General features: G+C 68.0%; 16 protein-coding genes and 1 pseudogene. 8 read left to right on the top strand and 9 right to left on the bottom strand.

The window, feature by feature from the left end:
• Positions 1–5: 5 nt before the first annotated feature.
• Both AVT10_RS05525 and AVT10_RS05530 read right to left on the bottom strand, forming a co-directional pair.
• Positions 6–989 (bottom strand): alpha/beta hydrolase, encoded by a 984-nt coding sequence (locus tag AVT10_RS05525; RefSeq protein WP_066689216.1) that lies wholly within the window; start codon positions 987–989, stop codon positions 6–8.
• Positions 990–1010: 21 nt separating this feature from the next.
• Entirely contained in the window at positions 1011–2069 is a 1059-nt protein-coding gene (locus AVT10_RS05530) for an alpha/beta hydrolase (protein WP_066689217.1), read from the bottom strand.
• A gap of 239 nt (positions 2070–2308) precedes the next feature.
• On the opposite strand from AVT10_RS05530, the gene AVT10_RS05535 reads away from it, so the two are divergent.
• Positions 2309–4681, top strand: a complete 2373-nt coding sequence (locus AVT10_RS05535) for a TonB-dependent receptor (RefSeq protein WP_126014219.1) — start codon at positions 2309–2311, stop codon at positions 4679–4681.
• A 156-nt stretch (positions 4682–4837) separates the two neighbouring features.
• Here the strand turns inward: AVT10_RS05535 and AVT10_RS05540 are convergent, their stop codons facing one another.
• Positions 4838–5788, bottom strand: coding sequence for a LysR family transcriptional regulator (locus AVT10_RS05540; protein ID WP_066689219.1), 951 nt, complete (start codon positions 5786–5788; stop codon positions 4838–4840).
• Between the two features lie 113 nt (positions 5789–5901).
• Here AVT10_RS05540 and AVT10_RS05545 point away from each other — a divergent pair, with 113 nt between their 5' ends.
• The 3 genes from AVT10_RS05545 to AVT10_RS05555 are packed head-to-tail and all read left to right on the top strand — an operon-like array spanning position 5902 to position 8548.
• Complete coding sequence (locus AVT10_RS05545; protein ID WP_084401387.1) at positions 5902–7005, top strand: aromatic ring-hydroxylating oxygenase subunit alpha; 1104 nt, start codon at positions 5902–5904, stop codon at positions 7003–7005.
• The gene (locus AVT10_RS05550) at positions 7002–8240 is read left to right on the top strand and encodes an NAD(P)/FAD-dependent oxidoreductase (RefSeq protein WP_066689223.1); all 1239 of its coding nucleotides are present in this window, start codon (positions 7002–7004) and stop codon (positions 8238–8240) included. The genes AVT10_RS05545 and AVT10_RS05550 overlap by 4 nt, the downstream gene beginning before the upstream one ends.
• A complete protein-coding gene (locus AVT10_RS05555; RefSeq protein WP_066689225.1) occupies positions 8240–8548 on the top strand; it encodes a 2Fe-2S iron-sulfur cluster-binding protein in 309 nt (102 codons plus the stop codon). The genes AVT10_RS05550 and AVT10_RS05555 overlap by 1 nt, the downstream gene beginning before the upstream one ends.
• Before the next feature lie 64 nt (positions 8549–8612).
• Here AVT10_RS05555 and AVT10_RS05560 read toward each other — a convergent pair whose 3' ends face one another.
• The 4 genes from AVT10_RS05560 to AVT10_RS05575 form a co-directional block, all read right to left on the bottom strand.
• Positions 8613–9101 (bottom strand): MarR family winged helix-turn-helix transcriptional regulator, encoded by a 489-nt coding sequence (locus tag AVT10_RS05560; protein ID WP_232307888.1) that lies wholly within the window; start codon positions 9099–9101, stop codon positions 8613–8615.
• 3 nt (positions 9102–9104) lie between these two features.
• Positions 9105–10382, bottom strand: a complete 1278-nt coding sequence (locus AVT10_RS05565) for an MFS transporter (protein ID WP_066689366.1) — start codon at positions 10380–10382, stop codon at positions 9105–9107.
• A gap of 137 nt (positions 10383–10519) precedes the next feature.
• Positions 10520–12079, bottom strand: coding sequence for a family 43 glycosylhydrolase (locus AVT10_RS05570; protein ID WP_066689227.1), 1560 nt, complete (start codon positions 12077–12079; stop codon positions 10520–10522).
• Between the two features lie 23 nt (positions 12080–12102).
• Positions 12103–14940: a TonB-dependent receptor gene (locus AVT10_RS05575; RefSeq protein ID WP_066689229.1), complete on the bottom strand. Its 2838-nt coding sequence runs from the start codon at positions 14938–14940 to the stop codon at positions 12103–12105.
• A 233-nt stretch (positions 14941–15173) separates the two neighbouring features.
• On the opposite strand from AVT10_RS05575, the gene AVT10_RS05580 reads away from it, so the two are divergent.
• From AVT10_RS05580 to AVT10_RS18705, 3 genes and pseudogenes are all read left to right on the top strand, one after another.
• The gene (locus AVT10_RS05580; protein WP_066689230.1) at positions 15174–16553 is read left to right on the top strand and encodes a pectate lyase family protein; all 1380 of its coding nucleotides are present in this window, start codon (positions 15174–15176) and stop codon (positions 16551–16553) included.
• Positions 16550–17251, top strand: a pseudogene (locus AVT10_RS18700) (ThuA domain-containing protein); the annotation flags it as partial. The gene AVT10_RS05580 and the pseudogene AVT10_RS18700, both read left to right, overlap by 4 nt.
• A gap of 36 nt (positions 17252–17287) precedes the next feature.
• The gene (locus tag AVT10_RS18705) at positions 17288–17638 is read left to right on the top strand and encodes a cupin domain-containing protein (protein WP_232307894.1); all 351 of its coding nucleotides are present in this window, start codon (positions 17288–17290) and stop codon (positions 17636–17638) included.
• Positions 17639–17772: 134 nt separating this feature from the next.
• On the opposite strand, the gene AVT10_RS05590 is transcribed toward AVT10_RS18705, so the two are convergent.
• Together AVT10_RS05590 and AVT10_RS05595 are read right to left on the bottom strand one after the other, a co-directional pair.
• Positions 17773–19314 (bottom strand): carboxylesterase/lipase family protein, encoded by a 1542-nt coding sequence (locus AVT10_RS05590; RefSeq protein WP_066689233.1) that lies wholly within the window; start codon positions 19312–19314, stop codon positions 17773–17775.
• A 130-nt stretch (positions 19315–19444) separates the two neighbouring features.
• On the bottom strand, positions 19445–20482 hold the full coding sequence (locus AVT10_RS05595; RefSeq protein ID WP_066689235.1) for a LacI family DNA-binding transcriptional regulator: 1038 nt from the start codon (positions 20480–20482) through the stop codon (positions 19445–19447).
• A 118-nt stretch (positions 20483–20600) separates the two neighbouring features.
• Between AVT10_RS05595 and AVT10_RS05600 the strand changes: the two genes are divergently transcribed.
• Positions 20601–21431, top strand: a complete 831-nt coding sequence (locus tag AVT10_RS05600; protein WP_066689237.1) for a 2-keto-4-pentenoate hydratase — start codon at positions 20601–20603, stop codon at positions 21429–21431.
• The last annotated feature ends 103 nt before the right edge of the window (positions 21432–21534 follow it).

Here is a 21534-nt window from a genome sequence, read left to right on the forward strand (position 1 = left end):
CGGCGTCAACCGGTCTTGGCGAACTGGCGCTGGAGCCAGTGGTCGAACGTCTCGACCCAGTGCCCGACCGGCAGGGTGGGGGAGCCGACGCCGAAGCCGTGGCCGCCCTCCGCCGCGAAATGCGCCTCGACCGGGCGACCCGCGCGACGCAGCGCGGCCATCATCGCCATGCTGTTGTCGGGCACGACCGCGCCATCGTCCATCGCGTGCAGCAGGAAGGTCGGCGGGGTCGTGGCGGTGACATGGTCGGCGGGCGAGCGGCGGGCGATCGCCGCTGCGCTCGGCTTCTTGCCCAGCAGCCGTTCGGCGGAGAGCGCATGGGTGAAGGGCGGGGCGGCGGCGATCACCGGATAGATCAGCGCGGCGGCATCGGGCCGGGCATCGATCCGGTCGACGGCGTCGTGCGCCGGATAGACGGTCTGCGCGAAGTCGGTTTCGAGTGTCGCGGCGAGGTGCCCGCCCGCCGAAAAGCCCAGCACCGCGACCCGGTGCGGGTCGAGGCCGTCCTTCGACGCGGCGGCGCGGACCATGCGCAGGCCGCGCTGCGCATCCTGCAATGGCACGTCGGCGCGGTTGGCCCAGCCTTCGCCGGGCAGGCGATAGACAAGGACATAGACGGTATAGCCCAGCGCGTTCAGCCGCTCGGCGATCTCGACGCCTTCATTGCCGATCGACAGGAAGTCGTAGGCGCCGCCGGGGACGACCAGCACCGACGCGCCATTGGCGCGCGCCGGGCGGAACAGGCGCAGGCCGGGCCGGTCGATATTGCGCAGGAAGGTGGCCGGGCTGTCGGCCGGGACCGTGACCGGGCGGAAGCCGCCGCCCGGCGGGGTGCCGGTCCATAGCGGCACGAACGGCGCGGCGGTCCATGCGGCGGGCGGGGCGGGGCGTTCAGCCATGGCGGCGGGTTTCTGCGCGACGGCGACGCCCGTACCGAGGGCGAGCGACAGCAGCAACGCGGCGCGAAGGGGCAGGGAAAGGGCGGCCATGGGCAATATCCTGTCGGAGTATCATGTCGCCGCGCCATCGATCCCGAAGGCGCGGCGCAGCGCGGCGATCTTGGCGGCGGTGAAGCGCTTGGCAAGCCCGGTTTCGGGCGCGACGGCATCGAAGCCGTGGAACGCGCCCGGCGTCACGACCAGCTCGGTCGGCACGCCCGCCGCGTTCAGCCGCCGGGCATAATCCATGTCCTCGTCGACGAAGAGGTCGACCCCGCCGACGCCGATGAAGGTCGGCGGCAGGCCCGACAGGTCGCGCACCCGCGCCGGCACCCCGGCGGCGGGAACGGACGCCCCGCCCGGTGCCTGCCCCAGGAAGGACCGCCAACCGAAGACATTGGCCGGTGCGTCCCAGCCGATCCGCCCGATGAACGGCGGCACGGTGCGGGTGCTGCCGGTGCGGTCGTCGAGCATCGGGTAGATCAGGATCTGCGCGCATAGCGGCACGCTGCGGCGGTCGCGCGCCATCAGCGCGAGCAGCGCGGCATGGCCGCCGCCCGCGCTTTCGCCCATCACCGCGATCCGGGCGGGATCGACGCCGAGCGTGGCGGCATTGGCGTGGAGCCACAGCAGCGCGGCATGATTGTCGGCGACCGAACCGACATAGCTGGTTTCGGGGGCCAGCCGATATTCGACGGTGACGACGGCGCAGTCGAGCTGCCGGGCAAGGTCCTGGCATTGCAGGATCGATCCGCTGGCCGACCCGACGATATAGCCGCCGCCATGGGTGTGCAGGATGGCGGGACGGCGGGTGCCGGGCCTGGCGTTGATGACGTAGATCGTCACCGGCGGCTGGCCCGGCGCACCCGGAATGCGGCGTTCGACATGGGGAATGTCGGTCGCGGGCGGCGGCTGGGGCCCGGCGCGCATCGTCTTATAGGCTTGCGTAATCGGCGGCATGGCGGCGACCATCGCCTGGATCTGGCGGGCGCCGGCGCGCAGTTCGGGGGCGACCGCCGCGATCGGATCGGGCAGGGCGGCCGTAGCGCGGGCGAGGGCACCGATGGGTAGCGCCATTGCCACCCCGGCCAGTGCTACGCCGCGCAATACGTCCCGCCGTTCCAGTGTCATGCCACCTCTCCCGCAGCCGCCACCGCTTCCGCCGCCCGCTGCTTAGATATGTTCTATAACTTCGTGTCTGCGCTGCGCGGAATGCGTTTGCAAACGATTTTAGATATTGTTATGAACTATTGCAGTTGGAGGATGCCAACGCAGGAGAGGAACAGGCGGATCACCGCCGGCCGTTCGCGTTTCGCGACGGTCCCGATCCCCGTTCGCGTCCGAAAGACGACGGACATGGGAGGATCATCATGCGTAAGTGGACGTTGCTGCTGGCGGGAACCGCCTTGTTGCCGGCAGGTGCCTGGGCACAGGATGCCGCGCCGCCGAGCGACCCGGTCACCGCGACCGCCGCCAGCGACGACAGCGCGGTGGGCGAGATCATCGTGACGGGGCAGAAGACGTCCGAACGCCTGTCGCGCGCGCCGATCGCGATCAGCGTGGTGTCGCAGGATTCGCTGACCCGGCAGGGCGTCGATTCGGCCTCCGCGCTGGCGACCACCGTGCCGAATTTGCAACTGAGCGCCAATGGCTTCGCGGTGCGCGGCATCGGCAGCAACAACAGCTTCAGCGGCTATTCGACGGTCGCGACGCAGATCGACGGCATCTACGAACCCTCGGCACAGGCGCTGTCGTTCGGCCTCTATGACCTGGGCGCGGTGGAGGTGCTGCGCGGGCCGCAGGGCACCGTCTATGGCCGCAACGCGACCGCCGGCGTCGTCAACATCAACACCGCCGACCCGCGCAGGACGCGCGGCGTCACCGCCGACCTGCAAATCGGCCGCTTCAACGAAGTCCGCGCGCGCGCCGCCGTCGATCTGCCGGTCAGCGATGCGTGGCGGCTGCGCTTTGCCGCCTATCGCCAGGTCGATGACGGGGTGGACGATAATTTCGGCGCAAGGCACGGCTATGGCAAGACCGACCAGTCGGGGCTGCGCGTCACCTCGCTGCTCGACGTCGGGCCGGTGACGTGGCGGCTGTCGCTGAACTATGGCCGCAACGAGGGGACGGTTCCGGCGAGCTACCTGACCAGCATCAACACTTATCCGCAGGGCAATCTGGCCGCTGGCACCTTCGGGCCGCGGCAGGTGATCGAGACCGACGCGCTGAACGTCGGACAGGCGGCGGTGCGCGACAACCGCATGGACCTCGAATATTATTCCGCCCGCTCGCGGCTGGGGTGGCAGGTCGCCGACGGGCTCTCACTGACCTATCTGGCGGGCTATACGCTGCTGAAGAACGACGGCATCGATGCCGCGACCGGCGTGTTTTCGCAGGAATCGATCGATCGACGCACCGAAAGCTGGTCGCATGAGGTCAACGTCAATTACGACCGCGGCATATTGAACCTCGTGCTCGGCGGGTTCCTGTATCAGGATCGCCAGCCGTCGGGCACGCGGCTGCTGCATGCTGGCGACACCGCGCCCGCGCCGTTCAACACCGTCTACAACCTGATCGGCGCGAAGATCGCGGGGACCGGCACCGGCATCTCGACGATCAGCGGCGTCGATGTCGTCACCAGCTATCGCGGGCAGGGCACCAAGTCGCAGGCGGTGTTCGGGCAGGGGACGCTGGAAATCCTGCCGGGCCTCAAGCTGATCGGCGGCATCCGTTCGACCTGGGAACAGGTGAACGCACGCAACATCGAGCTGGTGTGCCCCGGCGACACGATCGACCGGCAGAACATTACGCCCACGACCTGCCCCGGCATCCCGTTCGTCTTTGCGCTGTCGAACGATACCAACCGGCCCGAGGCGAAGTTCGACAATATCAGCTGGAAGGTCGGCGCCAATTACGAGGTCAGCCCGACCACGCTCGTCTATGCGACGGTCAGCACCGGCTTCCGTGGCGGCGGGCTGGAGGCGAGCGGCAATGCGCCGCAGTTCCGCCAGTACCGTCCGGAAACGGTGACCAACTACGAAGCGGGCGTCCGCACCACATTGATGGACGGCAAGCTGTATCTGAGCGCCACCGGCTTCAACATGGAGTATAAGGACCTGCAGGTGTCCAGCATCGTGCTGAACCCGCTGACCAACCAGGTATCGGCCGTCACCACCAATGCCGCGACGGCGCGGTTGCGCGGGATCGAGCTGGAGGCGAGCTTGCGCCCGACCCCGCGTGACCGGATCGGCGGCTATGTCTCCTACCTCGACGCGCGGATCAAATCCTTCCCTACGGCGTCGGACAATCTCAATTCGGCGAGCGGCAATTACAACGCCTTCGCCCCGGCGTTCGGGTTCCGGCCGCTGCCGGCCAACCTGATCCTCGATGCGTCGGGCAACCGGCTGGCCAACGCACCGAAGTGGAGCGGGCGGTTCAGCTATGCCCACACCTTCGACCTGTCGAGCGGCGGGCGGGTGATCCCGAGCGTCGATTTCTATGCCCAGTCGCCGACCTATAGCGACGTGCAGAATTATGCGCAGAGCCGGCGCGATGCGTACACCAAGACCGACCTGAATTTACGGTTCGAGGATGCGGACGACCGCTATTCGATCACCGCCTTCGTCAACAATGTCGAGGACAGCCGCGTGCCCAACACGCTGGTGACCGTGTGGAGTTCGACCACCGCCAATTACGATCCGCCGCGCACCTATGGCGTGCGGCTGGGCATGAATTTGCGGTGAGGCGGAAGGCCGGGGCGGTGCGTAGCCGCTCCGGTCGTTCCTCCCATCTGGCACCTTCACCGTACCCCCGCGCAGGCGGGGGTCCAGGGTACCACGCACGAACCGTCGTTCATGTGGCTCTGGACCCCCGCCTGCGCGGGGGTACGGCACGCCTGCTCACTCGCTGTAATCGGACCAGAAGACCGAATCCCGCGCCTGGGTCGGATCGCGGCCGATGAAGCATTCGGCGACCAGCTTGCGCAACCACGACACCGCCGGGTCGGTGTGCGAGCGCCGGTGCCAGAACTGGCGCAGCTCGACGCCGGGCACGGTGAAGGGCAGCGGCAACAGTTTCAGGCCCAGCAGCCGGGCATAGATGCGCCCGACCGCCTGCGGGACGACGGTGATCATGTCCGACCCGGCGACCAGCAGCGGCACGCTCATGAAATGCGGCGAATGTAGCGCGATGCGGCGGTTGAGGCCCAGTTCGCGCACCTGTCGTTCGAAGCGTTCCTGACTGCGCCCCTCCTGCGACACGACGATATGGTCCAGTGCCAGGAACTGGTCGAGGGTGAGCGTGTCGCCGATCGTCGGATGGTCGCCGCGTACCAGGCAGACGAAATGCTGCACGAACAGCGTCTGTTCGAACAGGCTGGCGGAATTGGCGTCGGTCAGGTGACCGATGGCGAGGTCGACCGTGCCGCGCGCCATGCCGTCGATCAGCTGGGCGGGATCGGCCGCGACGGAATGCACCGTCACCCCCGGCGCCCGCTCCCGCAACCGCGCCATCAGGTCGGGGAGGAAGACGAGGTCGCCCAGATCCGACAGGCTGATGGTGAAGCTGCGGTCGGAGCGGGCGGGATCGAACCGGCCGGCGGGTAGGATTTCGGACTGGATCGTCGCGAGCGTGCGCAGCACGGGTTCGCGCAATTCCTCCGCCAGCGCGGTCGGCACCATCGCGCCGCCCTGCCGCACGAACAGGTCGTCGCCGAAATGGTCGCGCAGGCGGCGCAGCGCAATGCTGACGCCCGGCTGGGTCAGGCCGAGCGTGCGGGCGGCGCCGGAGACGCTGCCTTGCGAGAATAGCGCATCGAGGACGCGGAGCAGGTTCAGGTCGAGTGGCGGCATGTGAACCAGTTATACTAGGTATAAGCGGGATATGCGATGCTTATGGCGGGGCCGACTGATAGCATCATGTCATGAACCGAGAGCCGTCGCGAACGGCCGGACAGGAGCAGGACATGACCATCGATACGCTCGTAGCCCCGCCCAAGCCGCGTGCCGCTGCACCGCAGGCACCGCGCACAACCTGGCCGGTCAACGCATGGTATGTCGCCGCGACCGCCGCCGAGATCACCGACAAGCCGCTCGCGCGCCAGATCACCGGACGGCGGATGGTGTTCTTCCGTCCGGCGAGCGGCGGCGTGGTCGCGCTCGAGGATTTCTGCCCGCATCGCGGTGCGCCGCTGTCGCTCGGCTTCGTGCGCGGCGATACGATCGTGTGCGGCTATCACGGGCTGGCGCTCAACTGCAAAGGACGGCCGGACAATATGCCGGGGCAGCAGGTCGGCAAGTTCCCGTCGGCGCAGAACTTCCCGGTGATCGAACGCTATGGCTTCATCTGGGTATGGCCGGGCGATCCCGAACAGGCATCGGCCGACAAGCTGCATCCGTTGCCCTGGGCGGAAAGCCCCGACTGGGCCTATGGCGGGGGGCTGTTCCATATCGCGTGCGATTATCGGCTGATGATCGACAACCTGATGGACCTGACCCACGAAACCTATGTCCATGCCAGCAGCATCGGGCAGAAGGAGATCGACGAGGCGCCGGTCAAGACCGAGGTGACGCCCGAAGAGGTCGTCACCAGCCGGGTGATGGACGGGGTGACGGCGCCGCCCTTCTGGCGGATGGCGCTGCGCGGGGCGGGACTGCCCGAGGATGCGGTGGTCGACCGGTGGCAGAAATGCCGGTTCAGCCTGCCCAGCCATGTGATGATCGAGGTCGGCGTCGCCTTGCAGGGGGAGGGTGGCTATGACGCGCCGGTGACCAAGAAGGCGGCGAGCATCGTCGTCGACTTCATCACGCCCGAGACCGAGACGTCGCACTGGTATTTCTGGGGCATGGCACGGCAGTTCGCGGTGGACGATGCGGCGTTGACCGAGTCGATCCGCGAAGGGCAGGGAAAGATTTTCTCCGAGGATCTCGACATGCTCGAACAGCAGCAGCGCAACCTGACCCAATTTCCTGAGCGCAAGTTGCTGAAACTGAACATCGATGCCGGTGGCGTGCGGTCGCGGCTGATGATCGACCGGGCGATCGCGCGCGAACAGGTCGAGGCCGAATGAGTACGGACCCGCGCCGGTTCGACGTGCTGATCGTCGGCGGCGGCCATGGCGGTGCGCAGGCGGCGATTGCGCTGCGGCAAAAGGGGTTTGCCGGCACGATCGCGATCGTCGGCGAAGAGGTCGATCCGCCCTATGAACGGCCGCCCTTGTCGAAGGAATATCTGGCCGGGGACAAGCCGTTCGAGCGCATCCTGCTGCGTCCGCTCGCCTTCTGGGCCGAGCGATCGATCGAGTTGCTGCTCGGCCGGCGGGTGGTGCGGGTCGATGCCGATGCGCACCGGGTCGAGACGGCCGCGGGCGAGGCGTTCGCCTATGGCCAGTTGATCTGGGCGACCGGCGGCAGCCCGCGGCGGCTGACGTGCAGCGGGCACGACCTGCCCGGCATCCATGGCGTGCGGACGCGGGCCGATGTCGATGCGATCATGGCCGAGCTGGACGAGGTGCAGCGGGTCTGCATCATCGGCGGCGGCTATATCGGGCTGGAAGCGGCGGCGGTGCTGACCAAGTTCGGCAAGCAGGTGACGCTGCTGGAAGCGCAGGACCGCGTGCTGGCGCGGGTCGCGGGCGCGCCGTTGTCGGCCTTTTACGAAGCCGAACACCGCGCGGCGGGGGTCGACCTGCGGACCGGGGTGACGGTCGATTGTATCGAACGCGGCGCGCAGGGCGGGCTGTCGGTGCGGACCGCCGATGACGGGGCGTTCGCGTGCGAGATGGTGATCGTCGGCATCGGCATCCTGCCGGCGGTCGAGCCGTTGCTGGCCGCCGGCGCTGTGGGCGGTAACGGCGTCGAGGTCGATGCGTGGTGCCGCACGACGCTGCCGGATATCTTCGCCATCGGCGATTGCGCGGTGCAGGCGAACCGCTTTGCGGAAGATGCGCGCATCCGGGTCGAAAGCGTGCAGAATGCCAACGACCAGGCGGCGACCGTCGCGACGCTGATCGCGACCGGCGAGGCGGCGGCCCATGCAGCGCTGCCCTGGTTCTGGTCGAACCAATATGATCTGCGGTTGCAGACGGTCGGGCTGTCGATGGGCCATGACGATGTGGTGGTCCGGGGCGGCATGGCCACGCGGGCCTTTTCGCTCGTCTATATGCGTCGGGGGCAGGTGATCGCGCTCGATTGCGTGAACGTCACCCGCGATTATGTGCAGGGGCGCAAGCTGGTCGAGCAGGGCGCGTCGCCGCCGCGCGAGCGGCTGGCCGATGCGGCCGTGCCGCTCAAGGAGTTGTTGTGATGCCGATGCTGACCGTGACGACTCGCGACGGAGCGGTGCGCGAGATCGATGGGCCGGTCGGACTGTCGGTGATGGAGGCGATCCGCGACGGCGGGATCGACGAACTGGCGGCAGTGTGCGGCGGATGCTGTTCGTGCGCGACCTGCCATGTCTATGTCGATGCTGGCGACATGGCGCTGCTGCCACCGATGACGGCGGATGAGGACGACTTGCTCGACGCGTCGGAGCATCGCACCGCGCGGTCGCGGCTGTCGTGCCAGATCACGGTGTTCGACGGGCTGCGGGTGGAGGTTGCGCCGGAGGACTGAGCCGGGCAATGCCCAATCCCTCAACGTCACCCCGGGTCAAGCCCGGGGTGACGACGGAATTGGCTCAGTCGGTCGTCACCGCGCGCTGTTCGATCCGCTCCAGCAGGTCGAGCAGGGTCGCCTTTTCCGCAGCGGTGAAGCCCGACAGCAGCCGCTCCTCGTGCGCCTCGATCCGTGCGACGCATTCGGTCAGCATGCGCTGCCCCTCCGCCGACATGCCGAGGGTGAAGGCGCGGCGGTCGGTCGGGTCGGTTTCGCGGACGATCAGCCCCGCCTCGATCAGTTCGTTGATCAGCGGCACCATATTGGCGCGCTTGATCCCCAGCAGGCGGCCGACCGTGCCCTGGTTGATTCCCGGATTGTCGGCGACGACCGCCAGGATGCCCATCGGGATCTGGCGGATACCGGTGCCCTCCAGCGTCACGGCGAAGTCGCTGGCGAAGACGGCGGAGGCGCGGCGCAGGCGATAGCCGACCAGCCGGCCGAGCGTCGTGGTATGGGGTTGCGGTTCGGTCATGCCGATGGGGAAGCCATGTTCCGCGAACCGCGTCAAATTCTAATCGCGGATCGGAGCGTGCGGGGCTGCGCGCAGGGTCAGCAGCGCCGGAGCGACCGCCAGCGCCACGACCGCGATCATCGCGCCGGGCACCATCACCCATCCGGTCGATTCCAGCAGCCAGTGCGAGACGAGCGGGGTCAGCCCGCCGAAGATCGCGGTGGCCGCCGTGGCGCCGAGCGCGAGGCCGCTCAGCCGTCCTTCGCCGGGAAGCTGTTCGGCGGTCGCGACCGCGCCGACCGCGCTCATCGCCCCGCCCAGGGCCGCCAGCACGAGCGCGCCGATCAGCGCTGACGAACCGGCACCCGCCATCCACGCGAACATCGTCATCGGCAGGATCGCGGCGGCGATGCAGATGGCGATCAGCACCGGCTTGCGCCCGACATGGTCGGACAGGAGCCCGACCAGCGGCGTGACCGCGATCACCATCACGGCGGCGGCGGTCGCCAGCCACAGCGCATCGCCTTCGCCCATCGCGCCGGTGCTGGTCAGGAAGGAGGGCACATAGACGATGCCGACATAATAGGTGATCGACCCCAGCGCCGAGATGGCGAAGCCGCGCGCGATCGCCGCGCGGTGATGGGTCAGCGCATGGCCGATCGGGTTGGCGGGGATCGACCCTGCCCGCTGCTGGCGTTCGAACTCGGGCGATTCCTGCAGCGTCGAGCGGGCGATGCCGATGGTCGCGGCCAGCGCCGCGCCGATGAAGAAGGGGATGCGCCAGCCCCATGTCTCCAGCTGCACCGCGGTCAGCCACGAGACGACCGCCGCCGAGATGCCGACCGCGAGCAGCCCGCCGACCTCGCTCGCCGCCGATGCCGAGGAGGTGATGAACCCGCGCCGTTCGGGCTGCGCGCCTTCGTAGAGATAGGCGACGACCCCGGTATATTCGCCGCCGACCGAGAAGGCCATGACGCAGCGCAAGGCGAGCAACAGCCATCCCGCCGCCGGCCCGATCGCGTCGCGCGTCGGCAGCAATGCGATGCCGAGCATGGCGAGCGTCATCAGCGCCATCGACAGCAACATCATCCGCCGCCGCCCGAACCGGTCGCCGACCTGCCCGAACACCAGCGCGCCCAGCGGTCGCATCAGATAGGATACGGCGAACCCGCCCAGCGTCACCGCCAGCGACGTCGTACCGCCGCCGTAGAAGACGCGCGACAGCACGGTCGCCAGATAGAGATAGAGGGTAAAGTCGTACCATTCGACGACCGTCGAAAAGGCGGCGATGGTCATCGACCGGCGCGAAAGGCCGTGCTGCGTGCCGCCGTCGTTCATCGCCATTCCCTTCGCGAGAGGTGGTGGCGGGTTATCGGACGGGCGGCAAGGGGGTTGTGGGAGACTGCCTTAATCCTGAACACCAACGTCACCCCGGATCAAGTCCGGGGTGACGGGGTGGCTGGTGGCGCTTGGGCCTACAGCGCGGTGAACCGGAAGTCGCGGAAGCGGGCGGTGCCGGCGCCAGCCGAGTACAGCCCCGGCCGCAGCATCAGGAAGCCGCCGCGGACATTGTGGTGATAGCCCGACACCTCCATCCCCCGGTCGAAGCGCTGCCATGTCCTGCCGTCGTCGCCGCTGGTATGGAAGGACACGATATGCCGGTCGTTGGTGACGCGCATCCGCATCCGTTTGCCCAGCGGATTGGCCGGCCGCCCGCGTTCGATGCCATATTGGTGGGTGACGAAGCGCTGTTCGTCGAAGCCGAGACCGCAATAGAGCTGGTCGTCGTAGAACAGGATCAGCCCGGCGGTTCCGCCCGGCGCGATCTCGATATCGCATTCGAAGCGATAGCTGGTGTCGCCGGCGATCAGCAGCAGCGGCGCACCGTCCGATGGCGCCTTGCCCTTCGCATCGAGCAGCAGCGCGCCGTCCTGCACCCGCGCCCGCGCGCGATCCTCGGGCGTCGGACGGAAGAAATTCCATTTGGTGCCGAGCGCCAGCGTGCCGAAATCGTCGGTCAGCGGCTGGCCGTGCCGCACCGCCTGTCCGCCGCGCGGTTTCGCGATCGGGCGCGACAGGTCGCCGCCGGTCATGCGGAACCAGCCATCGGGCGTCCATTCGACCGGATCGAGCAACGTCTGTCGCCCAAGCGTCCAATAGCCATTTTCATAGCCGTGATAGACCGACCACCAGCTGCCGTCCGGTCCCTCGACCAGTGTCGCGTGCCCCCGCGACCACCATTTTTCCTGCAGGGAGGTCGTGCGGACGATCGGGTTGCCGGGATGATGCTCCCACGGGCCATGGATCGATCGCGAACGGGCGGCGATCACCATATGGCCGGTCGGCGGCCCGGCCGTACCGCCGACGGCGGTGACGAGATAGAACCAGTCGCCGCGCCTTGTGACCTTCGGTCCCTCCGGGCTGAACCCCTCGACATCCCACGTATCGGGATAGCGCCACGGGTCGTAGACATGCTCGACCGTGCCCACCGTCGACAGCCCGTCGTCGGACAGGCGGATGCGGTCGCCGCCCGACAGGAACAGCCAGCGCGACCCGTCCTCTCCGACGGCATGGCCCGGATCGATATGGTCGGGCAGCTTCAGGTCGATCGGTTCCGACCATGGCCCGTCGATATGATCGGCCCAGATCACCCAGCTGGTCGTCGGGTTCTTGGTGGGCACGTAGAGGTAATAGCGGCCCTTGTGCTTCGTTAGCTCGGGCGCCCAGACCGCCCCGATATTGGTCCTGAGCGCCGCCGTGCGCGGGGTCCAGTTCACCAGATCGCGCGAATGCCAGATGACCAGCCCGGGATAGGAATCGAAGGTCGAGAAGGTCATGTAATAATCGCGACCGTCCTTCAGGATCGTCGGATCGGGATGGTCGCCCGCCATCAGCGGGTTGAGGAACCGTCCGTCGCCGAGATCGGCGATCCGCTGGTTGTCATAGCCGCGCCGGGGCGTGGGGGCGGCGACCGGGGTCGCCAGTCCGGTGGCAGGCAGGGCGGACAGTGCTCCGCCCAGCGCCGCGCCCGCCATCACCCCCCGGCGCGAGAGGGTGCTCACATCTTCACCCGCGCGCCGACCAGCAGCGTGCGCCCGAAATGGTTGTTCTCGTAATTGCGGCGCGCATCGACGTCGACGATCCGGCGGCGATAGGCATCGGTCAGGTTCGTGCCCTCCAGCGACAGTTCGAGGAAGTCGGTCAGCTTGTAGCGGATCGACGCATCGACATTGGCGATCGAATCATACCCTTCGAAGATGTTGCCGGTGCCCGACCCGCCATCGACATAGGGCCCGCGATAGGCGACCGAGGTCCGCGCGCTGAACTTCGCGTCTTCGTAATAGAGCGTCGCGTTGAACTGTCGCTTCGACACATTGTAGAGGGTTTCGGTGCGGGTAACGGTCGGCAGCGCGCCGCCGGGAACGGTCGCGGGCGCCTGCTGCGTATAATCGGCCTCCGACCGGACGAAGGTCGCGTTCACGATGCCGCCGAAATTGCGCAAAACGCCGGGCAGGAAGCGGAACGGCGCCTGCAACGCGATCTCGATCCCGTCCAGCGTCGCGCCGGTGCCGTTGGTCGTCGTCGCGATGGTCCAGATATCCTGTCCCTGTAGCGCCGGGTTCACCGCGGCGGGCGAGGAGGGGACGAGGACCGAGGGCGACAGACCGGTTTCGGTAAAGGTGCCGCTGCGCGTGACGGCGACCGGGAAGCTCGCAATATCCTTGCGGAACAGCGCGACCGAGAAGGCCGATTGCGGCGCGAAATACCATTCGGCGGCAAGGTCGTAATTGGTCGCGCGGAACGGTTCGAGGAACGGATTGCCGCTGGTCACGCGGAAGTTGAAGCCGTCGGCCGACCCGCCCGGCGTCAGGTTGCCGAGCGACGGGCGGGTGATGACCTTGGCGATCGCGCCGCGCACGATGATGTCGCTGGTCGGGTACAGCGCGACGTTCATCGAGGGCAGCCAGTCCTCGTAATCGCGCTTCACCGTCACGTTGACGCCGCTGTTGATACCATAGGACGACTGGTCGGTGCGGACATAGCGGATACCGGCATTGGCGGCATATTCGAGGCCGAAGACCGTGCCCTTGGCATCGAATTGCAGATAGCCGCCCTTTGTCTCCTCGACGACGCCGCGGTTATTGCCGACGTCGAGCGCGAGCGGACGGTCGTACAGCCCGGTGAACTGCGTCGCGGCGTCGAGGTTCGGGATCAGCCATTGGGTCGTGGTGCCCGCCGGCGCCTTTGCCCCCCGCAGCGTGAACAGCTCCGACAGCTGCGGCGTCGCCTGGAAGCCATAAACGGCACTCGGGCCGAACGCGGTGCTGGCCGAACAGGTGATGGTGCCCAGCACCAGATCGCGCCCGCCATTGCCGCACACCGCCGTGTCGCGGGTGAAGGCGGTGATGTCATAGTCGTAGCGCCGCCACATGCCGCCGACGCGGACCTGGAACCCCTCCGCCACGTCCCATTCGGTGCGCAACTGCGCGGTCTTGAACTGGTTCACCACGTCCGAGGGACGGTCGCGGATTTCGGCCAGCTGGAAATTCGCGGGATCGGTGACGCTGGTGCCGAACGCGAGCAGCGGCGAATTCTTGTCGCTGTAATCGTAGCGATAGCCCTGGGCATCGCGGTCGTCGAACACGAGGGTCGTTTCGACCGGCACGCTGGCGTCGGACTTGGAATAGCCGCCGAGCAGGGTGAAGCGGAACTTGTCGGTGACGTCCTGATCCCAGGTTCCGCCGATCTGGTAGAATTCGGTCTGCGACTGGCGATAGAAATGCTCGGTCCGCACCCACGCGTCGTTCAGCGTCGCCGACACCATGTTGTTGTTGTCGTCATGAGTCGGGTTGAGCACGTCGATCTGCCGCTCGTTGGAGCGCAGCAGCACCTCGCCCCATTTCTCGCGACGGTCGGCGCGGAAGCGCGAATAGAGGCCGTCGATCGACACCTTGGTCGCATCGGTCGGCGACCATTGCACGCTGCCGGTCAGACCCAATCGCTCGCGGCTATGCTCGACCTCACCATAGCGCGGGATGCGCGGGTGGAAGGACAGAGCGGCACGGTCGCACGCGGCGCTGGCGATATAGGTGCCGCCCCGGTTCGGCGCGGTCCAGCAGCGCGTGCCGTCGACCGAATCGAAGCGCGCCTGCGCCCAGCGGACGGTGTTGTTGCCGATCTCCTTGGTGCGGGTATCCTGATAGGCGGCGGAAACCGACGCGCCGAGCGTCCCGTCGGGCGACTTCCAGCCGATCAGGCCGGCGAAGCGCGGTCCGACCGTCTTCGACAGGTCGTTATAGTTCGCGACGGCGGAGGCGGCGATGGTCACGCCGGTCTTGCCGGCCAGCGGATTGCCGGTGTTCAGGTCGACCACCGCGCCCAGCGACCCTTCGTCCAGATCGGCCGAAGCGGTCTTGTGTACCACGATCGAGCTGAACAGTTCGGATGCGAAGACGTTGAAGTCGAACGACCGGTCGCGATTGGCCGAGGCGCCGTCGCTCGACGTGGTGACGGTTTCGAGGCCGTTGACGCGGACGCGGGTGAATTGCGCGCCGAGACCGCGAACGGTGATCGCGCGGCCTTCGCCGCCGTCGCGCTGGATCGCGATGCCAGGAATGCGCTGGAGCGATTCGGCGAGGTTCTGGTCGGGGAATTTGGCGATATCCTCCGCCACGATCGCATCGACCGCGCCGACCGACGTACGCTTCACGTTCAGCGCGGCATTCAGCGACGCGCGAAACCCGGTGACGACGATCTCGCCCTCGGCATCGTCCGCCGTCTGGGCCGGTTCGGCGGGGGCGGGTGCGTCCTGTGCGTGGGCTGCGCCGGCAACGGCGATGAGCGACGTCGCGGCAAGTAGCGCGCGAATGAGGCGGCGGTCGGTGCGAACTTCCATGGCAATCCCTCTCCCTGCCCGATGACACCGGGAGCATTATTGCTCCTGCTCCGGCCATCTGCTTTCGGCGACACGGTTCCCGGTTCGGCCCGCGCCTCCGTCGATCCTCCTCGCGATGGTATGATTCGCCGCGAGAATCCGGTTTCGCCGTTTTCGGCTTGAGAAACCGGTGTCAACGCGACATTGTGCCGTCACGACGAAGCTGTCAAGAAGCGCGCGGAGAGGAAATCAATATGAACCGACGGATTGCCCTGGCCCTATACGGGCTGTTGCCATTCGCTTTGGCCACGCCGGTCGCTCAGGCACAGAATGTCGCGGTGTCTTCGGGGGTTAGCGCGTTTCCCGGCGCGCAGGGATGGGCGGCGGCGACGCCCGGCGGGCGTGGCGGACGCATCCTCCGCGTGACGACGCTGGCGGCGGATGGGCCCGGTTCGCTCAAGGCTGCGCTGGAGGCCAAGGGGCCGCGCATCGTCGTGTTCGAGGTGGGCGGGGTGATCGATCTCGGCCGCACCACGCTGACCATCACCGAACCGTTCCTGACCATCGCCGGACAGACCGCGCCGTCGCCCGGCATCACGCTGATCCGCGGCGGGATCGACATTCGCGCGCATGACGTGATCGTCCGCCACCTGCGCGTGCGCCCGGGCCTCGACGGACAGCCCAAGCGGTCGGGGTGGGAGGTCGACGCGATGAACACCGTGTCGGCGCGCAACGTCATCGTCGACCATTGCACGATGAGCTGGGCGCTGGACGAGAATCTCTCCGCCTCCGGTCCACGGTTCGAGGGGGCGACACCCGACGACTGGCGGCGTGGGACCAGCCATAACATCACCGTCAGCTACAACCTGCTGTCGGAGGGCCTTGCCGATGCCAGCCATCCCAAGGGCGAGCACAGCAAGGGGTCGCTGATCCACGACAACGCGACCGGCGTGCTGATCTGGCGCAACATCTATGCCCATAATGTCGAACGCAGCCCGCTGCTGAAGGGCGGCGTGCAGGCGGCGGTGGTCAATAACCTGATCTACGACCCCGGCACGCGGGCGGTGCATTACAACCTGATGGCGCTGGAATGGGCCGGGCATGACTATCAGGAGGGCAAGCTGTCGGCGGTCGGCAATGTGATGCGCGCCGGGCCGTCGACCGATGCCGGTCTGCCGTTCCTGATGCTCGGCGGCGATGGCGACCTGCGCTATCACGGGCGCGATAACGTGGCGGTCGACAAGCATGGCAATCCGCTGCCGATGTTCGGCCGCTATGGCGTGACGCGGGCGAAGCTGATCGAGGCGAAGACCCCGCCGGTCTGGCCGACCGGGCTGCCGGTGCTGCCGGCGCAGGATGTCGAGACGCATGTGCTGGCCAATGCCGGCGCGCGGCCATGGGACCGCGATGCCGACGACATCCGCGTGCTGTTCTTCGTCGCCGAGGGGCGTGGAAAGATCATCGACGACGAACGCGAGGTGAGCGAATATCCCCATCCGGTGCCGACTGCGGCGCCGTTCGTCGAGGCGGAATGGGATCTGGTGACGATGGAGCCGAAATCGGGACGCTATCCGGGGCAGAAGGGGCCGATCCAGGAATCGCTGTCGGCGCGCGACCGGGCGATGCGGCAATGATCGTGCGGCTGATCGTCGCGCTGCTGGCGCTGCTGTTCGCGGTGCCGGGACAGGCGGCAGAGCGCGTGCTGCTGTTCCACCGCGCGACCGGGTTCGTGCATGATTCGATTCCGGTCGCCGTCGTCGCACTGACGCAGATGGCGCGCGCGCGAGGGCTGGAGCCGGTGGCGAGCGATGATCCGGCGGTGTTCGACCGTCCGCTCGACTATGCCGCGATCGTGCTGGTATCGACCACGACCGACCCGAAACGCCCGGAGAGCGAATGGTTCGTGGGGCCGCGGCGGGACGCGCTGCAACGCTATGTCGAAGGCGGCGGCGGGATCGTCGCGATCCATGCGGCAGCCGATTCGCACTATAGCTGGCCCTGGTATGCGCGGATGATCGGCGGGCGCTTCGCGCAGCATCCGCCGGGTGTGCCGGAGGCGGAGGTGATGCGATCGGCCGAGCGGCATCCGGCGATCGACGGCCTGCCCGAGCGCTTCCGCATTGCCGACGAATGGTACGGCTTTCGCGACCTGTCGACCGATCTCGATCAGCTGCTGACGTTCGATCCGCAGTCGATCGGGGCGAGCGACGTGAACCCGAAGCCGCTGGCGTGGGCACACCGGGTCGGGCAGGGGCGGGTGGTCTACTCCGGCCTTGGCCACCGCAAGGAGAGCTGGGCCGATGCGCGGGTGCTCGCCCATGTCGGCGGAGCGCTCGACTGGGCGACCGGTCGGGGCAAGGCGCCGGCCATGGTCGTGATCGACGAGGCGACGACGCGGGTGCGCGAGGCGCCGCCGCATGGAAAGATCGGCATGAGCACCGCCTGGCGGATCACCGACCGCGTGCCCGGCCGGACGATGGAGTTCCGCCGCCGCACGCTGGACAAGGGCGCCGCGATCGGCGTCCACCGCATCGACCATGACGAGGTGTATCAGCTGCTGTCGGGCGAGGGCGACGTGACCAGCGACGGCGTGACGCGCCGGGTGGCGGCGGGCACGACCGTCTATCTCTATGCCGGGGCCGAGGTCGGGATCGCGCAGCGTGGGGCCAAGCCGCTGGCGCTGACGATCGCCTATCCGCTGGCGATGCCGGTGCGGTAAGGGCCTGATCCATCCGATTGGAAGCCTCACCCCAGCGAAGGCTGGGGTGTCAAGCGGCTCTTGCCGCGTGCCATCACCGGGAGATCCCAGCCTGCGCTGGGATGACGTCTGGTTCGATGCAGGGGGATCAAACGCTAGGTTCCCGGCTGAATATAGGGGAAGCGGGCGAAGAGTTCGCGTTCCCAGCGGCGGGGGTCGTTGACCGCCTGGCTGGTGGTGTCGAACACCATCGTCGCGCGGGTCGGCAGGGTGTGGTGCCGCCAGTCGCGGCCGGGATTGCCATGGGTGGCGAGCGAAACGAAGGCGGCCATCATCCGCTGCGACAGGGCGCGGGCGGCGGGGCCGGTGCCGCTCATCGAACCGGGGGCGTCGAGCGTGCCGAACACCAGCGGAATGTCGTCGGTATGCGCAGCGCGGCCGCCGGGGCGGACGGGCGAGGCATAATCGAGCTGGTAGACCCAGGCGGGCGAACCGGCGGCGGCGCGGGCCTCCGCCTCGATCACCTGTCCCGGCCAGCTGCGCCCGGCGGTGGTCGCGCGGTAGAGGATATCCTCCGGCGTCATCGCCGGGAATTGCGCGCGATACTGGGCGACGACCCATTCGGGCGGGGCGTCGACGCGCAGCTGCGGGGCGATGCGTTCGGCCAGATTGGTCCAGTGGAGGTCCGGCTGCGGCGCGATGAAGGCGCGGGTCTCCTCGCGGGTATTCCCTAGAATCAACGGAATATGGCGGCCGAGCGGATGGGCGTCGGGCCAGAAGGGATGGCGCTGAAGCGACCGCATGTCGAGCACCGGCCCCATATAGACCCCGCCGCCGAGGATCGGGTCCTCGGCCGCCAATGCGTCGACCAGGCGGGCGATCGGCAGGGTCGCGGCTTCGGCGGGGGTGGCCTTGAGCCGGGCGAGGAATGCCTGGGCGCGGCGGGTGGCGTTGAGGGGGCCGGAGGCGGTGACCTGCTGGCCGCTCATGGTCGCGGCGGCGTGGAACAGGCCGGTGGCGTCGGGCATCGCCAGGAGGGTCGCGATCTTCGCCCCGCCGCCCGACTGGCCGAACAGCATGACGCGGGACGGATCGCCGCCGAAGGTGGCGATGTTGTCGCGTATCCACCGTAGTGCGAGCAGTTGATCGCGTTGTCCAACATTGCCGCTGTCGGGAAAGCGCGGGTCGAGCCGGGCGAGATAGAGATAGCCCAGCGCGTTCAGCCGGTGGTTGACCGTCACCACCACGACGTCGCCGTCCGCCGCCAGTTTGTGGCCGTAGACCAGCGGATCGACCACCGTGCCGGTCGTGTAGGCGCCGCCATGGAAATAGACCATGACCGGGCGATTGGCGCCGCGCCGGGCATCGGGGGTCCAGACGTTGAGGAACAGGCAATCCTCATTCTGGTCGTCGATGTTGGCACGTTGCGGGCAGGACGGCCCGAAATCGGTCGCGGCCAGCGTGTCGCGGGACGGAGCGGGCGCCGTAACGGGTTGAAATCGAAAGCGGGTCGGGTCGACGCCGTAGCGGATGCCGCGAAAGACGTGGACGCCAGCTTCGGTGGTTCCGCGCCAGCGTCCGGCCGGCGCGGTGACGACGGGGTCGGCGGTGCGCGGTGCGGCGCGGGCGGGGCGGACCAGCGCCAGTGCGGCGGCGCCGGCGATCAGGTCGCGGCGGGCGATCGGTAGATGGTGCATGGGTCCTCTCCCTTCGACGTCGCGCTGACTCCGTGCGTGCGGCTGACGGCGCGCTTGCGGAGGGATGTTCCAGCCTGCGCCGGAGCGACGCTATCGAGGCAAGGTAATCGGTGTCATTCTTCCCCGCAAGTCACTCCTGCGGTTTGGCGACCGAGGCGCGGCGGATCAGGGTCGAGACGAACATCGTCTCTTCCGCCGGGGGGGCGTCGGCGTCGGGTTCGTCGTCATCGTCGCCGATCAGCTTCAGCGCGGCGGCGCGGGCCATGGTGGCGATCGGCCAGCGGACCGTGGTGAGCGGCGGCCAGAGGTGCGAGGCGATCGAGGTATCGTCGAACCCGACGATCGACAGGTTTTCCGGCACGTCCAGCCCGCGCTGCCGCGCGATGTGCAGCGCGCCTGCGGCCATTTCGTCGTTCGAGGAAAAGATCGCGGTCGGACGCGGCGACAGGTCGAGCAGCCGTTCGGCCGCGCGCATGCCGGATTCGAAGGTATAGTCGCCCTGCGCGATCCAGGTGCGCTGCACGCCGAGCCCCGCCGCCTCCATCGCCGCTTCATACCCCTGCTGCCGTTCGAAGGCGGAGCGGAAGCCGTGCGGGCCGGCGATCATGCAGATGCGGCGATGGCCGGCGGCGAGCAGATGATCGATCGCGCCGCGCACCGCCTCCCGGTCGTTCGACGAGACCATGTGGGCGGGATCGTCGAACGCGGCGGACCCCATGCGGACATAGCGGCAGCCGATCTGCGCGCACAGCGCCGCGAGCGCGTCGTTTTCGGAAATGGGCGGGAGCAGCATCACGCCATAGGGACGCTGCCGTTCGAGGAAGCGGCGGATTTCGTCGCGCATGTCGGGCGCGCCCCGATCGACCGGATGGACGAGCAGTTCGAATTCGGTGTCGCGCAACACCTCCAGCAAGCCCTGCTGCACGCGCAACACCATCTGCGCATTGGGATTGTCGTGGATGAGCGCGATCAGGAAGTTGCGGCGCAGTGCCAGCGCGCGCGCCTGAGGATTGGGAATGTAGCCGAGGTCGGCGATGACCGCCTGAACCTTGTCCCGCGTCTCTCCATTCAGGAGCGGCGACTGGTTGATGACCCGGCTGACCGTCTTTTTCGAGACTCCGGCCAGTCGGGCGACGTCGTTGATGGTCGGCTGGCCGGTTTTCTTCATGCAGCTTCGATAGCTTGACCGGAACGATCCGCCAATGTCCCGAAGGACGATTTCGCCGCCTTGCGTGTGACACCGGTTTCCTATACGCCGATCGCGGATTTGAGAGAGGCTGTGGGGCATGGGTAATCGCGATCGGATCGCGCAGGCGTTCGTGACGGCACGGCGGCAGGCGGTGGGCCTGTCGCCCTATCCGGGGGAGGCGCCGACGACGCTGGCCGAGGCCTATGCCATTCAGGACCGCGCGATCGCCATCGACGGCCGCACGGTCGCGGGATGGAAGGTCGGGCGGATCAACGCGCCGCTGGACACCGCGCTGGGTGCCAACCGGCTGGCCGGGCCGATCTTCGCCGATCAGGTCGTCGGCACGGAGGCGGGCGCAATGGCGGTGATCGCCGACGGCTTTGCCGCGGCCGAAGCGGAATATTGCGTGCGGATCGGCCGGGCGCCGGAGCCGGGGCGGACCGGGCTGTCGCTGGACGAGGCGCTGGACCTGGTAGATGCGGTCCATGTCGGGATCGAGATCGCCAGTTCGCCCTATGCCGGGATCAATGCCGACGGGCCGCTGGTCACGATCAGCGATTATGGCAATAATTACGGGCTGTTGATCGGGGCGGAAGTGCCCGGCTGGCGCGAACTGGGCTTTCTCGACTGGCCGGTGGAATCGCGGATCGACGGCGCGGTGGTCGGCACGGCGACCGCGCGGACGATGCTCGACGGGCCGATCGGCGCGGTGGCGTTCCTGGTCGACTGCCTCGCCGCGCGCGGGGTGCCGCTGACGCCGGGGACCTGGGTGTCGTCGGGCGCGGTGACGGGCGTGCACCAGATCCGGCCGGGGCAGCGGTTCGAGGCGGAGTTCGGGGCGATGCGCGTCGCGTGCGGGATCGTGGCGGCGGGCGGTGCGGCGGATTCAGACCGTACCCCCGCGCAGGCGGGGGTCCAGGGTTCCTGATCGCGACGGCTTGATCTCGTGGCTCTGGACCCCCGCCTGCGCGGGGGTACGGTGAAGCAGCGAGCCGTCACCCCTAACCAACACCGCGGAATCGGCCCCGACA

Source organism: Sphingomonas hankookensis (genome assembly GCF_001619955.1).
Lineage (GTDB): Bacteria > Pseudomonadota > Alphaproteobacteria > Sphingomonadales > Sphingomonadaceae > Sphingomonas > Sphingomonas hankookensis_A.

Bases quoted from the DNA above. Each gene is read 5' to 3' on its own strand.
- AVT10_RS05565 (WP_066689366.1), bottom strand. From the start codon at position 10,382: ATGAACGACGGCGGCACGCAGCACGGCCTTTCGCGCCGGTCGATGACC.
- AVT10_RS05545 (WP_084401387.1), top strand. From the start codon at position 5,902: ATGACCATCGATACGCTCGTAGCCCCGCCCAAGCCGCGTGCCGCTGCA.
- AVT10_RS05570 (WP_066689227.1), bottom strand. From the start codon at position 12,079: ATGGCGGGCGCGGCGCTGGGCGGAGCACTGTCCGCCCTGCCTGCCACC.
- AVT10_RS05580 (WP_066689230.1), top strand. From the start codon at position 15,174: ATGAACCGACGGATTGCCCTGGCCCTATACGGGCTGTTGCCATTCGCT.
- AVT10_RS05525 (WP_066689216.1), bottom strand. From the start codon at position 989: ATGGCCGCCCTTTCCCTGCCCCTTCGCGCCGCGTTGCTGCTGTCGCTC.
- AVT10_RS05595 (WP_066689235.1), bottom strand. From the start codon at position 20,482: ATGAAGAAAACCGGCCAGCCGACCATCAACGACGTCGCCCGACTGGCC.
- AVT10_RS05600 (WP_066689237.1), top strand. From the start codon at position 20,601: ATGGGTAATCGCGATCGGATCGCGCAGGCGTTCGTGACGGCACGGCGG.
- AVT10_RS05530 (WP_066689217.1), bottom strand. From the start codon at position 2,069: ATGACACTGGAACGGCGGGACGTATTGCGCGGCGTAGCACTGGCCGGG.
- AVT10_RS05590 (WP_066689233.1), bottom strand. From the start codon at position 19,314: ATGCACCATCTACCGATCGCCCGCCGCGACCTGATCGCCGGCGCCGCC.
- AVT10_RS05550 (WP_066689223.1), top strand. From the start codon at position 7,002: ATGAGTACGGACCCGCGCCGGTTCGACGTGCTGATCGTCGGCGGCGGC.
- AVT10_RS05535 (WP_126014219.1), top strand. From the start codon at position 2,309: ATGCGTAAGTGGACGTTGCTGCTGGCGGGAACCGCCTTGTTGCCGGCA.
- AVT10_RS18705 (WP_232307894.1), top strand. From the start codon at position 17,288: ATGGTCGTGATCGACGAGGCGACGACGCGGGTGCGCGAGGCGCCGCCG.
- AVT10_RS05575 (WP_066689229.1), bottom strand. From the start codon at position 14,940: ATGGAAGTTCGCACCGACCGCCGCCTCATTCGCGCGCTACTTGCCGCG.
- AVT10_RS05555 (WP_066689225.1), top strand. From the start codon at position 8,240: ATGCCGATGCTGACCGTGACGACTCGCGACGGAGCGGTGCGCGAGATC.
- AVT10_RS05540 (WP_066689219.1), bottom strand. From the start codon at position 5,788: ATGCCGCCACTCGACCTGAACCTGCTCCGCGTCCTCGATGCGCTATTC.